Source organism: Micromonospora sp. WMMD1219, from assembly GCF_049315215.1.
GTDB lineage: Bacteria > Actinomycetota > Actinomycetes > Mycobacteriales > Micromonosporaceae > Micromonospora > Micromonospora tulbaghiae.
Window position 1 is genome coordinate 2,105,600 of the sequence record NZ_CP186057.1, and the last position, 12,829, is coordinate 2,118,428.

Below are 12,829 nucleotides of genomic sequence, written 5' to 3' on the forward strand. Positions count from 1 at the left end.
CGCCCGGCCTCACCCGGTCTCGCCGAGGGGCGCGCCCCGCTTGCGCATGAAGGGCACCGGGTTGTCCGCGCCGTTGCTGGACCGGTCGCCGTTGCGGTGCACCTCGAAGTGCAGGTGCGGGCCGGACGAGTTTCCGCTGCTGCCGGAGAGCCCGATGACCTCCCCCGCCGCGACCGACTGACCCGGCACCACCCTCGGTCGCTCGACCATGTGGCAGTAACGGGTGATGAACCCGCCGGCGTGCAGGATGTCCACGAACCATCCGCAGCCACCCTTGTTCGGCCAGCCGTCCCGGTCGCAGTCCCGCCGTCCGGAGCGGTCGGGATCGCAGCGGGCCACCAGCACCCGGCCCGCCGAGGCGGCGTGGATCGGCGTGCCCTTCGAGGCGGCCAGGTCCACACCGTGGTGGCTGGGACGGGCCGTGGTGCGGAAGCCGGAGACCACACCGCCGGGCAGCGGCGCGGTCCAGCCGGAGGCGGCGATCCGGTCTCCGGCGGCGGCGTCGCACACGGCCTTGCCGGCGATCTCCACGGTCCGGGCGGCACCGCCGGCGAGCGCGTCGACGATGCGTCCGGCCAGTTCCTCGTGCTTGGCGTAGGCGTCGGGGTAGGCGCTGACCTGGACCCGCTGGGCCACGACGGTGAGCGGGCGCTGCTGCCAGTTCGGCACCTTCTCCATCTTCTGGTAGAACTTGCGAGCCGCGTACGAGGGCGTCATCCGCTGCTCGACGCTGCCCCACCCGGGCCGCTGCTGGAACAGACCGAGCGAGTCGTGGTCGGCGCCCACTCCCTCGTGCGGCAGCGCGAGCGACGCCGGGACGGTGCTGTTGGCGAGGTTGCGCAGCGCTGATTCCTGCATCGCGGTGGCCAGCGCGATCACCCACCCGCGGGCGGGGAGCTTCATGTCCTGGCCGACCTTGATGATGACCGCGGCGTTGCGCAGCTGGCCCTCGCCGTACTCGGCGAAGCGCGGCATGTCCCCGGTCAGGTTCACCTGGTAGGCCGGGTCGCAGTTCAGAGCCGCGAGCTTCGGGTCGTCCTCGTCGCCGCCCAGTTCGGTGAGGAGGAAGGCGCCCGCGCCGCCGACGCAGCAGAGCAGGGCGAGCACGCTCGTGACGGCGGTGGCGACCACGCCCAGGCGTAGCTTCCGGCGGACCTGTCCGGCGACGGCCGGGCCGGCGGTCACGACCGCTCCCAGTCGATCGCGTCCACCAGCCAGGGTCCGTCCGGTGCGACGAGTTCGAGCCGGAGTGTGCCGTTGTCCAGCGGAACCAGCGCCTCCACGAAGGACTCGGTGCGGGGCCGGAGCGTCGGTGCACCAGTCGTCCTCCGGGCGGGCACGGTCTCCGGGTCGGCACCAGTCATCTTCTCCGCCAGCGCGGGGGTGGAGAGCGGTCGGAGCCGGGCCTGCCAGGCGTCGCCGGTGCTGCCCGGACCGCTCAGCCACGCGGTGGTGAATCGCCCGGCGACCTGCTCCGGCGTGGCCTCGCCCGGCCGGGTCTTCGGTGCGACAGCGGTCGGCGGGCTGGCCAGCACACCGTCGTCACCGGCCTCCGGGTCCGCGGTGCTGATCGGCTGGCTGGGCCGGCCGGTCAGGCCGAGGCCCGAGTCACCGGGCCCGCCGACCAGGCGGGCCGCGCCGATGACACCGAAGACCAGCACGGCGATCACCAGGGCGACGCCGATCCGGGACCGGAGGATCCGGGTGAAGAGGAATTCCAGCGCGCGCCGCACCGGACTCACCGGGCCTCGGAGCGGATGCGCGGTGCGGGCCGGGCCGGGGCGGTGCCGCGGCCCGCCGAGTCCGGCCGGTAGACGGCGTAGGAGGGTGCCTCCTCCGGCACGTCCGGCTCGGTCCAGGTCGACGGCGCGCGCCGGGGCCGGGGTGTGGCGGCCGGCCGGCCGCCGGCTGGTGCCTCCTCGGGCCCTTGCCGCCCGTCCGGCCGCTCCCGTTCGGCGGGTTTGGCGCCGTGCGCCGGATCCTCGTGCCGGGCCTCCGGCCGGAGGCTGCGCTGGTCGGCCGTGACAGCGCGACGCTTGCCGATCGCCGGCTCGTTGGTGCCGCCGGGCTCCGTCACGTCCAGCCGGGCCGCGATCCGCATGTCCCGGAAGAACCGCCGGTGCCAGGAGCCGGCCGAGCTGACCGCCTCGCTGCTGTCCTTGCCGCCGAGCTGGGTGATCCGGCGGTACGGCCGCAGCAGCAACCAGCCGACCACCCCGCAGAGCCAGACCAGCACCACCTGGAGCCAGCCGGGCAGCGTGGCGGTGTTCATGATCAGGTCGACGGCGAAGAGGTAGATGGCCGCGCCGGTGCCGAAGATGGCGATGTTGAAGACCGCGGCGACCACCGCGTTCGCCAGCCGCCGGAGGCCGGCGCTGGCCGGGCGCATCAGGCCGACGGTGCCGAGGATCGGCGCGGCGATCACCGCCCAGCGGAAGATCAGGAAGCCGAGCAGCACCAGCAGCGACGCCGTGAGGTCGAACATGGCGAACAGCACCGAGGCCAGCACCGCGATGAACCCGGCACCGATCCGGTCCATGTCCTTGGTGCCCTTGAGGTACTCGTACGCCTCCGGATCCTCAGTCTCGATCTGCTGGGCGACGCGCGCCCACTGCTGTTGCTTGGCCTTGATCGTGCCCTCGCGCGTAGCCGGGTTCTGTCGGAGTTTCTCCGACTCCTCCCAGGTCAAGGACTTCGCGTCGTAGAGCGCCTCGCCGTACTTCTTCGCTGTCTCGCTGTCCGCCGAACCGAGCACGCCGCGCAGCCAGTTCCGGTAGAGCATCGTCTCGGTCGCCGTGTCGCTCGCGCGCACGGCGGGTGGCCGCTTGTCGACGCAGGCGCTCGGGTTCGGCAGCGCGCACTTGTCCGGCGGGACGGTCTTGGAGGAGGGACCGACCGCGTCGTGCACCACGCCCAGCGTGCTGATCAGCGTGTTGTCGGCGATGTTCGCGGACTTGACCGGCCAGGCGGCCAGCGCGGTCACCGCCACCATCACCAGCAGCGCCCAGCCGGCAGTGGTCATCGCGTTGCTCATGTCCGACTGGCGGGACCGCCAGAGCAGGTAGAGGCCGACCACGCAGACGGTGATGATGCCGAAGACGCTGAACACCTTCTGGTAGACGGCCTTCGTGGCCTGCTCCACCAGCGGGTCGGCCCAGCTCCACATCGTCCGCGGATCCCAGGCCCGCTCGCGCAGCGCGTTCGAGGCACCGATCACGGCGTTGGCGAACATGAACTCGCCGTTGGCGACCATCGTGGTGAACCGGTAGTCCGGGTGCAGCACCGACGAGGCGCAGCCGCCGTCGATGTCGTACGTGTTGTAGCTGTACCCGGCGTACCCGTAGTCGCTGTAGAGGCCCTTCGGGCCGGGCTCCTTCGCCGAGTGGGGCCGGGACGCGAACCAGCCGGCCAGGCCCGAGTCCGGCGCGGCGGGCACCGGCGCGTTGCGGCACTCGACCTGGTCCTCGCTGACGGCCTTGAGCTTGCCGACGCAGGACCGGAAGTCGGCCTGCCACTCCTTGGTGCTGCACAGCTCGGCGCGCGCCTGGGTGACCGGCGCGGCCGCGTACGCGGGTGTGGCCGCCCCGATCACCGGCCAGGAGATCGTGGCCCCGGCGAGTACGCCGAGCGCGAGGAGGAGCGCCGCGATCCGTGCCCGGGCCCTCACCATGTCACGCCTCCAGGTCAGCCAGGACGGTCGGCAGTATCCCGGCGGCCTGGGCGACCGCGGCGGGGGTGGTGTCCAGGTGCTCCAGCAGCCCGTCGACGTACGACACGTCGACCCGGACCTTCTGCACGCGCCCGTCGACGTCGCGCATGACGAACTCGCGGAAGCCGAGCCGGTTGGCCGATCCGCTGTCGGCCTGGGAGAGCGAGGCGAGTGTCGCCTCGTACCCGTCGTCGACAGGCACCCGCAGCAGGCGCAGTGCCTCGGAGGCGATCTCGCTGTCCTCGGCGATCCGGCCGACGAAGACGGTGGAGACGAGGTTCTGCACGTCGAGGCCGAGGATGTCCTTCGGGTTCTGCGAGGCGACGAGCGCGGCGAGGTTCCACTTGCGGGAGTCGCGGGCGAGCCGGACCAGGAACGACCGCCCGGACCGCCAGCCCTCCATGAAGTGCGCCTCGTCGAGGCCGACCAGTTTCCGGGAGGACATCGACCCGCCGTAGCAGCGGCGTACGGCGAGCCGGTGCGCGGTGTGCAGCATCGGCAGCGCGAGCGCCTCCTCGGCCGACCAGTACTCCCGCTCGATCTTGAGGTCGGGGAGCCGCAGACCGGCCATGGTGATGACGGTGAGCGCGGCGTCGGCGCCGAGCAGCCCTTCCGGCGGCCGGCCGAAGAAGAGCATGGCCAGCGGCATCTCGGCGGTGTCGAGCAGCAGGTGGGCCAGCTCGCGGCCGGCGTCGTCGTCGAGCCCCTGGAGGCAGGTGACCACGTCGTCGAGCGTGGAGGTCTCCTCGGCGGGCACCTGGCGTACCGCGTGCCGGAACAGCGTGGCGGTGGACGCCTCGCGGGCCACCTGCGGCGGCACCAGCATCATGCAGATGTCCTGCACCAGCATCCGGCGCTCGGCGCGGGCGTTGGACACGGCGATCTCGAACTCGCGGTCGCCCGCCGCCCCGGCGCCGAACTCGCTGCGCAGCGGCGTCGGGATCAGCGCGTACGGCGCGAGCGTGCCCTGCTCGGAGCCGGTCAGGTTGAGCACCCGGGAGTACGGGGCGAGTTCGGGCATGGCGCAGAGCCGGGCCAGCGGGCCGGACGGGTCGAGCAGCGTCACCTGCACGCCGCGGCGGGCGGCCAGGTAGCCGAGCGCGCCGAGCAGCGTCGACTTGCCACCGCCGGGCTCGGCGACGAAGACGGCGAGGCCGGAGCGCTCGCGTACCTCCATCGGGAAGTGCAGGTCGAGGAAGACCGGCCGGCGGCAGGTGCCGGCGGTCCGCCCGATCAGGTCGCCGCGCCGGTCGCCGACCGTGGACGCGGCCTGGGGCAGCGCGGCGGCGAGCAGGTTGACCGGCATCCGCCGGACGTAGCCGGTGTTGGCGATCGGCTCGCCGGGGATGAACTCGCGGGCCAGCCAGTCCTGGTTCTTCGGGTGCTGGAGCGAGATGCGCAGCTCCCGGGAGTAGAGCTGGATGAGCCGCCGGGCCCGCTCCAGGCACTCCTCCCGGGTACGGCCGCCGACCGCGATCCGGTGCCAGCCGTGTGCCCGGGCCGAGTCGACGGGAAGGCCGGTGGTCATCTCGTCACCGATCACCAGCGCCCGCTTGGCCAGCCGTTCCAGCTCCGGCGGCGCATCGATGCCGTGCTCGGCGTAGTCGAGCTGCTGGGAGCGGATCATCCGGAGCCGGTGTTCGAGGTTCCGGAAGGAGTCGTTGGGGCCGAGGATGTCGACCCGGGTGGACAGCTCCATGGGCCACGGCAGCCGCTCGTGGAAGTGCAGCCAGGGCTCGTGACGCTCGGGGATCTCCAGCGGCTCCATCCGGCCGACCGCGAGCACGGCGACGTGGCGTTCCTCGCCGGTCATCCGGTTGACCAGCTTCACCGTCGAGCCGTACGGGGTGCGGTAGCGCTCGACCTGCTCGGTGAGGGCCAGCAGGTCGCCGCGTTCCCACCGGCCGTTGGTGATCGGGGACAGGACGCCGGGCGGCGCCATGCACAGCGCAACCGACCGGTAGAGCAGCCACTCCAGTTCGGGCGCGGTGACCCGGCGCCCGCGCATGCCGAACGCGCCGAGGACCTCGTCGAACTGCTCGACGGTACGGCTCAGCCGGCGCCGCTCGCCGTCGGCGGTGCCCCGCCCGAACGTGCGCAGCAGGCGTTCGGTGAGCGAGTCGCCGAGTGACCGGCGGGCGAACGTGACACCGAGGTAGGTCTGGCCCTCGGCGTGGTTGACCGCCATCAGGTGCCGCTGGGCGGCGACCAGGTGGTCGGCCCAGCCGGTGGTGCCCGGTACGTCGGGCAGCGGCGCGGCGGTGTGCGCGTCGATGGTGCGGGCCCACTCGTCAGCCGGGAAGGGCCGGGTGGTGCGGCGCAGGTGCAGCCGGAACCCGGCGAGTCCGGCGTACTGCTCGGAGATCGCGGAGAGCAGGGCCTCGCGTTCGGCGTCCGGCCGGAACGCCCACCGCACCTCGGGCAGCCAGTACCAGGCGGTGACCGTGTTGGGGGTGAAGGTGAGGTGGCCGGCGATCTCGGTGATGGCCAGCTCGACGGACGGGTCCCGGTCGCCGAACTTGATCTTCGGGGCGCGGACCCGGACCGGCTTCGTCGGCCGGTTCCGGCGTTCCGGCGTGCGCTGCCGGGGTGGCGCCACCTCGCGGTGCGCCGGGCGGCCGACCTCCCGCGAGGGTGCCGCAGCGGCGGTGAGCGGGTCGGCCGGAGTGAGATCCGGCTCCCGGTAGTCGGCGGGGACGGGCGCGGGTGCGGGGGCGTGGATCTGCGGGGGCGGCGGGAGCGCCGGCTCGGGCTCGGCCGGGGGCCGGAGCGCGGGCAGCCGGTCACCGGCCTGCTGCGGCACCCGGCTACGCGACGGCGGCGGCGGGGCGAGCGCGGCCGGCGGGTCGGGCAGGGAGGGCTCGACCGGCGGCGGTGCGGCGTGTGCGGGTTCGGGCCGGGGGCGCCCGACCGCGCGTACCCCAGGGGTCTGCTCGCGGGCCGGTGGCTCCGGTTCGGCCCGGGGCGCCGGCTCGATCGGCACGGCGGGCTGGTGCGGGATCGGCAGGGGCTCGCGGCCGACGCCGCGGCGGGGCGGCGCCACCACCGGCTCGACCGGTGCGGGCGGCGTGGACGCGGCGGGCCGCCGCCGGGGCTGCGCGCCGCCGAACAGGTCGAGGAACGGGGAGTCGATGTCGCCGTCGGGGCGTACCGGCTCGCGCGGGGTGAGCGGTCGCGGCGGCTGGAAGACGCCGACGCGGCCGTGCCCGGGGCTGGTGACGAGCGCGCTGTCGAGGACGACCTCGTCCAGATCCTCGTCCGGCGGGTAGTCGAACGATCGCGCACGGTTACCGTTGGGCCTGGCCGGGCGCCCGGCCGGGGAACCCGGCGTGGAAGAGCGACTCATGCGACCGCCTCACCCGCGTCGTTCGTCTGCACGGTTGTCGTACGCCCGGTCATGCCAGTTCCTCCCGGATCCTGATCCGGCTCGCGACGAGCCGCGGATCCCGCTGCTCGGTGGCCGGTTCCCGGGTGCGTCGCCAGTCGGTCAGCGCGGTCCGGATGACCATGCGCGCGGGCCGGTCCGGGTCGACGTACCGGAAGATGAACGAGGTCGTCACGATCGCCAGCGAGATCTCCCAGGCGGGGAACAGCTCGACCTGGAGCGTGAACAACCAGTGGATGAACATGTAGAGGGGTACGAGCAGCATGAACAGGCCGTACTGGGCGTACGGCAGGTGGACGGGAAGGGTGTACCCGGGCGGCCCCAGGTAGACGAGGCGTGCCCGGTAGATGTCGTCGTCGGTGCGCAGCCGCATCGTCGCCCAGCGCCCTACTCGAAGATCAGGTTGATCAGGTAGTCGCCGACGAAGAAGAGTGTGGCCGCTCCGGCGATGAAGGCCAGGCCGATGATGGCGATGGCCGAGCTGGTCAGCACCTTCGAGATCTCACCCCGGCTGGCCCGGCCGATGAAGATCACCCCGAGGACCGCGAGCAGGATCGGCGCGATCTTGCTGGCGAAGAAGGTGACGACGTTGTCGGTGTCGATGCCCTTCGGGGCCGGCTCGGCGAGTGGAGTCGACGCCAGGGTGTGGAGCGCGTGGTCCACGGCACTGGACGCCGTTGCCATGAGCTCGATGGCGATCACTGGAAACCTCCCCAAGGTCGCGGCCGGCGGCGCCGCGTTGGTGCAAGTAGGCAAGCCTGGCGGGATGGTGCTCGTCAGAGACAGCGCCGTCAACGCTGAGTCCGTCACCCACCACGCAGAGTGGTGAGTTTTGGGGGGATTCTTCCCGCTTCGGCCCTCCCTCCAGGCTTCGCCATCTCGATGCTGGGCAATTCCAAAGCGTACGGCCCGGCCACCTTTGCGACAAGCCGTGAAGAGTCGACCTCCGACGGCCCGGATGACCGATCGTACACCTGTTCCAATGCGCACGTCAGGGGTGCCGCGTCGGGCGCTCGCCCGGTGGCCGGAAGCCCTGCCGGCGAACGGTACTGTCGGGTCCGTGACCGATCTGGTACGGGCGGAGACCCCGGTGGTGATGGGCGTCCTCAACGTCACGCCCGACTCCTTCTCCGACGGCGGCAGATACGCCGATCTGGACGCGGCCGTCGCACACGGGGTGCGACTGCGCTCCGACGGCGCCGACCTGATCGACGTGGGTGGCGAGTCCACCCGGCCCGGCGCCGACCGGGTCGACGCGGAGACGGAGACCGCCCGGGTGCTGCCGGTGGTCCGCGAGCTGAGCGCCGCCGGCATCCGGGTCAGCATCGACACCAGCCGCGCCCGGGTCGCCGAGGCAGTCCTCGCCGCTGGCGCGTACGTGGTCAACGACGTCTCCGGCGGCCTCGCCGACCCGGACATGGCCCGGGTGGTCCGCGACGCCGGCTGCCCCTGGGTGCTCATGCACTGGCGGGGGCACTCCCGGGGGATGCGCGAGCTGGCCACGTACACCGACGTGGTGGCCGAGGTCCGGGACGAGCTGAGCCGGCGCGTCGACGCCGCGCTCGCCGCCGGGGTGGCCGCCGACCGGATCATCGTCGACCCGGGCCTGGGTTTCGCGAAGACCGCCGCGCACAACTGGGCGCTGAGCGCCCGCCTGCCCGAGCTGGTCGACCTGGGCTTCCCGGTGCTGTTCGGGGCCAGCCGCAAGTCCTACCTCGGACGGCTTCTCGCCGACCCGGCCGGCGAACCCCGGCCCACCGCGGGCCGGGAGGCCGCGACCGTCGCGACGAGCGTGCTCGCCGTCGCGGCCGGCGCCTGGGGGGTACGCGTGCACGACGTCCGCGGCACCGCCGACGCGCTCGCCGTCTGGCGCGCCACCGGCAGCCCTCGGCTGGCCGGCGCGACCGGCGCACGGCGTACGCGCACGTCGTCGGCGGAACCGGCCACCGGCGGCACCCGGCCGGCGCAAGCGGCCACCGGCACGAGCGGAGGCGACCGATGACCGACCGGATCGAGCTGACCGGCCTGCGTGCGCACGGCCGCCACGGGGTCTACGACTTCGAGCGCGCACAGGGGCAGGAGTTCGTGGTCGACGCGGTGCTCGAACTGGACCTGGGCCCGGCCGCGCGCTCGGACGAGGTGACCGACACCGTGCACTACGGCGAGCTGGCCGAACGCCTGGTCGCGGTGATCACCGGCGAGCCGGTGAACCTGATCGAGACGCTCGCCGACCGGCTGCTCGCGGTCTGCCTGGCCGAGCGGCTGGTGGCCGCCGCGACGGTGACCGTGCACAAGCCGGAGGCCCCGATCCCGCACGCCTTCCGGGACGTCGCGGTCACGATGCGGCGTACCCGATGACCCGGGCCGTGCTGTCGATCGGCAGCAACCTCGGCGACCGCCTCGGCCACCTGCGCGGCGCGGTGGCCGCGTTCGGCGACCGGGTGCTGGTGGTCTCCGGTGTCTACGAGACTCCACCGTGGGGGGACGCCGACCAGCCCGCGTACCTGAACGCGGCGGTGATGGTCGCGGACCCGGCGGCGGCGCCGGAGGACTGGCTGGCCCGCGCCCGGGCCGCGGAGGCGGCCGCCGGGCGCGCCCGCGACCCGGGGCGGCGGTACGGGCCGCGCACGCTGGACGTGGACGTGATCGCGGTCTGGGACGACGCCGGTGAGCCGGTGCTCCGCGACGATCCCGAGCTGATCCTGCCGCACCCGCGGGCCCACCTGCGCGCCTTCGTGCTGCGCCCGTGGATCGACATCGAGCCGCACGGCCGGCTGCCCGGGCACGGCTGGCTGACCGACCTGCTCAACGCCGAGCCGCTGGCCGGGGACGCCCTGGAACTGAGCCCGCGACCCGATCTGACGCTAGAGTCGGACACATGACCCGGTGGATCGTGGCCCGGCAGTGGCGAGCTGAGGAGGTGCGGTGAGCACCGACCGCTCCCCGCAGGGGCCCGACCGCTTCCGGATGGGTCCGACCCGGGCCTCCACGCTGGTGGTGGCCGGCCTGGCCGCCGCTGCGGTGGCCTGGCTGCTGATCAGCGGCTTCTACTACGACTTCGCGCCCGACCTGCCCTGGCTGCCGGTGATCACGCTGGCCGGGCTGGCCGTGCTGGAGGGCTACGCGGCGGTCAACACCAGGGGCCGGATCGAGCGGCGGCCCGGCCGGGAACCGGTGAACCCGCTGCTGGTCGCCCGGTTCGTGGTGCTGGCCAAGGCGTCCGCGCTGGCCGGGGCCATCTTCGCCGGTTTCTACGCCGGGCTGACCGGCTGGCTCTTCGTGGAACGCACGAACGCGGCGGTGGGCGATCGCCCCGCCGCGCTCGGCGGCCTGATCGCCGCGCTGGCGCTGGTCGCGGCCGCGCTCTGGCTGGAACGCTCCTGCCGCGTCCCGGAGCAGGAGGACGACGAGGACCGCGAGCCGGGTGACCGGGAGACGCCCCGCGGGCGTCTCTGAGGGTTCCCCACACCCCGGCCCGGCGGTACCGTCCCTGGCGACCGGAGAGCGACGGCCGCCACCGGTCCGCCCGCCCGTGGGCCGGACGCGGCCACCTGGGGAGGCGCGAGCCAATGGCGTACGACGATGCGGGCCGGACAGCGCCGCCGGAGACGTCGTCCGGTGTGCCCGCTGCCGTACTGGAGAACGTCTTCGACGACCCGGCGCACGGCGAACCGGGCCGGGACCGGATCGCGGTGCACGTGCTCTGGGAGTTCGTGCTGCTCGCCGGCCTGGTCGCGATGGCCTGGCTGCTCTGGCGGGAGGACGCGGACGCGCTGCGCGGCGGCGCCCTGAAGACGCTGCTCGTCGACGTCGCGGCGCTCGGCCTGCTCACCCTCGCCGCCGGCCTGAGCCTGCGGGCCGGCGCGGTGAACCTGGCGATCGGCCCGGTCGCGCTGGCCGCCGCGCTGCACTTCGCCGAGCAGAGCGACCGGGGCATGCGGGAGGCGCTGCTGCCGGCGCTGGCGATCGCGGCGGCGGCCGGACTGGCGCTCGCCCTGGCCGTGGTGGTGCTGCACGTGCCCGGATGGGCGGCGAGCCTGGCCGGGGCGGCCGGCGTGATCGTCTACCTGGAACGGCGGACCGGCCCGGTGGCGGTGCAGGGTGACTACGACCCCCGCCGCAGCGCGCTCTACTTCTTCGTCGGCTTCGCCGCCGTGGCCGTCCTCGGTGGCCTGTTCGCCGCGATGAAACCCGTACGCCGTCTCATCGGCCGGTTCCGTCCGGTCGCCGACCCGGCCCGGCGGCGCGGCGCGGTGGCCGCCACGGTGACCGCACTGGCGCTCGTCGGGTCCACGGTGCTGGCGATGCTCGGCGGCGTGCTGATCGCGGCGAACGGGGACGGTCAGGTCGCGCCCGGCACCGGACTGGACTGGACCGTGCTGGCGGTCGGCACGGTGATGCTCGCCGGCACGAGCGCGTACGGGCGCCGCGGCGGCATCTTCGGCACGCTGTTCGCGGTCTGCCTGGTGGTGGTGTTCCTCGCCTGGACCGTGCCGTACGGCTGGACGGTCAGCCGGTGGGCGCTCGGCGCCGCCGTGCTCGGCGTGGGCCTGCTCGTCACCCGGCTGGTCGAGACGTTCGGCCGGCCGCGCCCGGCGGCGACGGTCGGGACCGGCCCGGTCCGCCCGCCCCGGGACGGCGCGTTGAGCGGCGGCTGGACGATGACCCCGGCGCCCGAGCCGGCCGACACCTGGCCGTCGGTGCTTCCGGTACGCCAGCACGACACCCCGGTGGAGGCATGGGAGGCGCCGCGCTGGGACAACGAGCCCCGGCGCTGGGACGCCGACGACCGCTGACCGGAGGCCGCCGTGCGTCCGGCGCGCCCGGACTGATCTCTCCGGTTAGGCTCGGCGGCATGACCGAAACTCCCGCCCCCGGCGGCCGCACCTTCGACGAGCTCGACAAGCTCTCCACCGAGGAGCTGCGCGAGCAGGCGTTCCACCTGGCGCGCGAGCGCCGCGACGTGGGGTTCTTCTGGTCGGTCCTGCGGCACCTGCCGAACGCGGACGAGGCCGCCGCGCTGGACGGCGCGCCGAACTCGGTCGGCCCGACCATCGACGAGGCGAACGCGCTCTGGCGTGAGCTGACCGGGCACGGCTACGAGGAGTCCGCGCCGCTGCTGCGCGCCGCCTTCATCGACTACCTGATGAAGCACTGAGGTCGATGACGGCACGCCGGCCGACGGCGGCCGACCGGTTACGCAGGTTTGCCCGGCGGGACCGGACGGGAACTGACCGCCGCATGGCTCTGAGCAACCGCCCCCGCACCGTCTCCCGGTACGGCTCGGCCGCCGGCACCGGCACGCTCGCCGCGTTCCTGCTCGTCGCCGTCGGCGGCAGCCCGATGTACGTGGACTGGGCGCAGCGCGGCACCGACCCGACCGGGGCCGGTGGCTGGTTCCTGCGGCTGCTCGCCTGGCCGTCCTGGCGGTGGCACGCCGACGAGGGCGTGTTCGCCACCAACCTGCGGGCGATCCTGCTGATCGTGCTGGCCGCGGCGCTGCTGTACCTGCTGCCCGGCCCGCAGACCGACCGGGTCACGTCCTCGGGCAGCCAGTTCCTCTCCGGCTGGGGCGCGTACGCGCTCGCGGGCGGGCTCAGTGCCCTGCTCGCCACGCTCCTCGGGCCGCACGGCTCGCTGTTCGCCGCGTTCCAGGCGGCCAGCACGGGCGTCACGTACGGCTTCTTCGCGGGCTGGATCGTCGGACTGGCCAGCCTCGGCGGCCGGGCCTGAGC

General features: G+C 73.8%; 13 protein-coding genes. 7 read left to right on the forward strand and 6 right to left on the reverse strand.

The annotated features are described in order from the left end of the window. Window positions 1-9 precede the first annotated feature (9 nt). The 6 genes from ACN27C_RS10080 to ACN27C_RS10105 are packed head-to-tail and all read right to left on the reverse strand — an operon-like array spanning window position 10 to window position 7,796. Window positions 10-1,185, reverse strand: coding sequence for a M23 family metallopeptidase (locus ACN27C_RS10080; protein ID WP_422751002.1), 1,176 nt, complete (start codon window positions 1,183-1,185; stop codon window positions 10-12). After that, window positions 1,182-1,742: a hypothetical protein gene (locus ACN27C_RS10085; protein WP_422751003.1), complete on the reverse strand. Its 561-nt coding sequence runs from the start codon at window positions 1,740-1,742 to the stop codon at window positions 1,182-1,184. The genes ACN27C_RS10080 and ACN27C_RS10085 overlap by 4 nt, the downstream gene beginning before the upstream one ends. Continuing rightward, window positions 1,739-3,670, reverse strand: coding sequence for an MFS transporter (locus ACN27C_RS10090; RefSeq protein ID WP_422751004.1), 1,932 nt, complete (start codon window positions 3,668-3,670; stop codon window positions 1,739-1,741). The genes ACN27C_RS10085 and ACN27C_RS10090 overlap by 4 nt, the downstream gene beginning before the upstream one ends. Window position 3,671: 1 nt before the next feature. Then, on the reverse strand, window positions 3,672-7,055 hold the full coding sequence (locus tag ACN27C_RS10095; RefSeq protein WP_422751005.1) for an ATP-binding protein: 3,384 nt from the start codon (window positions 7,053-7,055) through the stop codon (window positions 3,672-3,674). A gap of 49 nt (window positions 7,056-7,104) precedes the next feature. Then, a complete protein-coding gene (locus tag ACN27C_RS10100; RefSeq protein ID WP_013288977.1) occupies window positions 7,105-7,467 on the reverse strand; it encodes a hypothetical protein in 363 nt (120 codons plus the stop codon). A gap of 14 nt (window positions 7,468-7,481) precedes the next feature. After that, complete coding sequence (locus ACN27C_RS10105) at window positions 7,482-7,796, reverse strand: hypothetical protein (protein WP_013288976.1); 315 nt, start codon at window positions 7,794-7,796, stop codon at window positions 7,482-7,484. 358 nt (window positions 7,797-8,154) lie between these two features. On the opposite strand from ACN27C_RS10105, the gene folP reads away from it, so the two are divergent. From folP to ACN27C_RS10140, 7 genes are all read left to right on the forward strand, one after another. After that, window positions 8,155-9,096 (forward strand): dihydropteroate synthase, encoded by a 942-nt coding sequence (folP, locus tag ACN27C_RS10110; protein WP_422751006.1) that lies wholly within the window; start codon window positions 8,155-8,157, stop codon window positions 9,094-9,096. Then, entirely contained in the window at window positions 9,093-9,452 is a 360-nt protein-coding gene (folB, locus tag ACN27C_RS10115) for a dihydroneopterin aldolase (protein ID WP_422751007.1), read from the forward strand. The genes folP and folB overlap by 4 nt, the downstream gene beginning before the upstream one ends. Further along, on the forward strand, window positions 9,449-9,976 hold the full coding sequence (folK, locus tag ACN27C_RS10120; protein WP_422751008.1) for a 2-amino-4-hydroxy-6-hydroxymethyldihydropteridine diphosphokinase: 528 nt from the start codon (window positions 9,449-9,451) through the stop codon (window positions 9,974-9,976). The genes folB and folK overlap by 4 nt, the downstream gene beginning before the upstream one ends. Before the next feature lie 85 nt (window positions 9,977-10,061). Then, window positions 10,062-10,550 carry a DUF3180 domain-containing protein gene (locus ACN27C_RS10125; RefSeq protein ID WP_120574102.1) on the forward strand — a complete coding sequence of 163 codons (489 nt, stop codon included), beginning with the start codon at window positions 10,062-10,064 and terminating at the stop codon, window positions 10,548-10,550. Window positions 10,551-10,663: 113 nt separating this feature from the next. Next, entirely contained in the window at window positions 10,664-11,890 is a 1,227-nt protein-coding gene (locus ACN27C_RS10130) for an ABC transporter permease (RefSeq protein ID WP_422751009.1), read from the forward strand. Window positions 11,891-11,949: 59 nt separating this feature from the next. Then, window positions 11,950-12,252, forward strand: coding sequence for a hypothetical protein (locus ACN27C_RS10135; RefSeq protein WP_120572796.1), 303 nt, complete (start codon window positions 11,950-11,952; stop codon window positions 12,250-12,252). A gap of 83 nt (window positions 12,253-12,335) precedes the next feature. Next, complete coding sequence (locus ACN27C_RS10140) at window positions 12,336-12,827, forward strand: hypothetical protein (RefSeq protein ID WP_091425714.1); 492 nt, start codon at window positions 12,336-12,338, stop codon at window positions 12,825-12,827. Window positions 12,828-12,829 lie beyond the last annotated feature (2 nt).

Excerpts from the sequence above, each read along its gene's own strand:
- ACN27C_RS10090 (WP_422751004.1), bottom strand. The coding sequence starts at position 3,670 with ATGGTGAGGGCCCGGGCACGGATCGCGGCGCTCCTCCTCGCGCTCGGC.
- ACN27C_RS10095 (WP_422751005.1), bottom strand. The coding sequence starts at position 7,055 with ATGAGTCGCTCTTCCACGCCGGGTTCCCCGGCCGGGCGCCCGGCCAGG.
- ACN27C_RS10100 (WP_013288977.1), bottom strand. The coding sequence starts at position 7,467 with ATGCGGCTGCGCACCGACGACGACATCTACCGGGCACGCCTCGTCTAC.
- folB (WP_422751007.1), top strand. The coding sequence starts at position 9,093 with ATGACCGACCGGATCGAGCTGACCGGCCTGCGTGCGCACGGCCGCCAC.
- folK (WP_422751008.1), top strand. The coding sequence starts at position 9,449 with ATGACCCGGGCCGTGCTGTCGATCGGCAGCAACCTCGGCGACCGCCTC.
- ACN27C_RS10125 (WP_120574102.1), top strand. The coding sequence starts at position 10,062 with ATGGGTCCGACCCGGGCCTCCACGCTGGTGGTGGCCGGCCTGGCCGCC.
- ACN27C_RS10130 (WP_422751009.1), top strand. The coding sequence starts at position 10,664 with ATGGCGTACGACGATGCGGGCCGGACAGCGCCGCCGGAGACGTCGTCC.
- ACN27C_RS10135 (WP_120572796.1), top strand. The coding sequence starts at position 11,950 with ATGACCGAAACTCCCGCCCCCGGCGGCCGCACCTTCGACGAGCTCGAC.
- ACN27C_RS10140 (WP_091425714.1), top strand. The coding sequence starts at position 12,336 with ATGGCTCTGAGCAACCGCCCCCGCACCGTCTCCCGGTACGGCTCGGCC.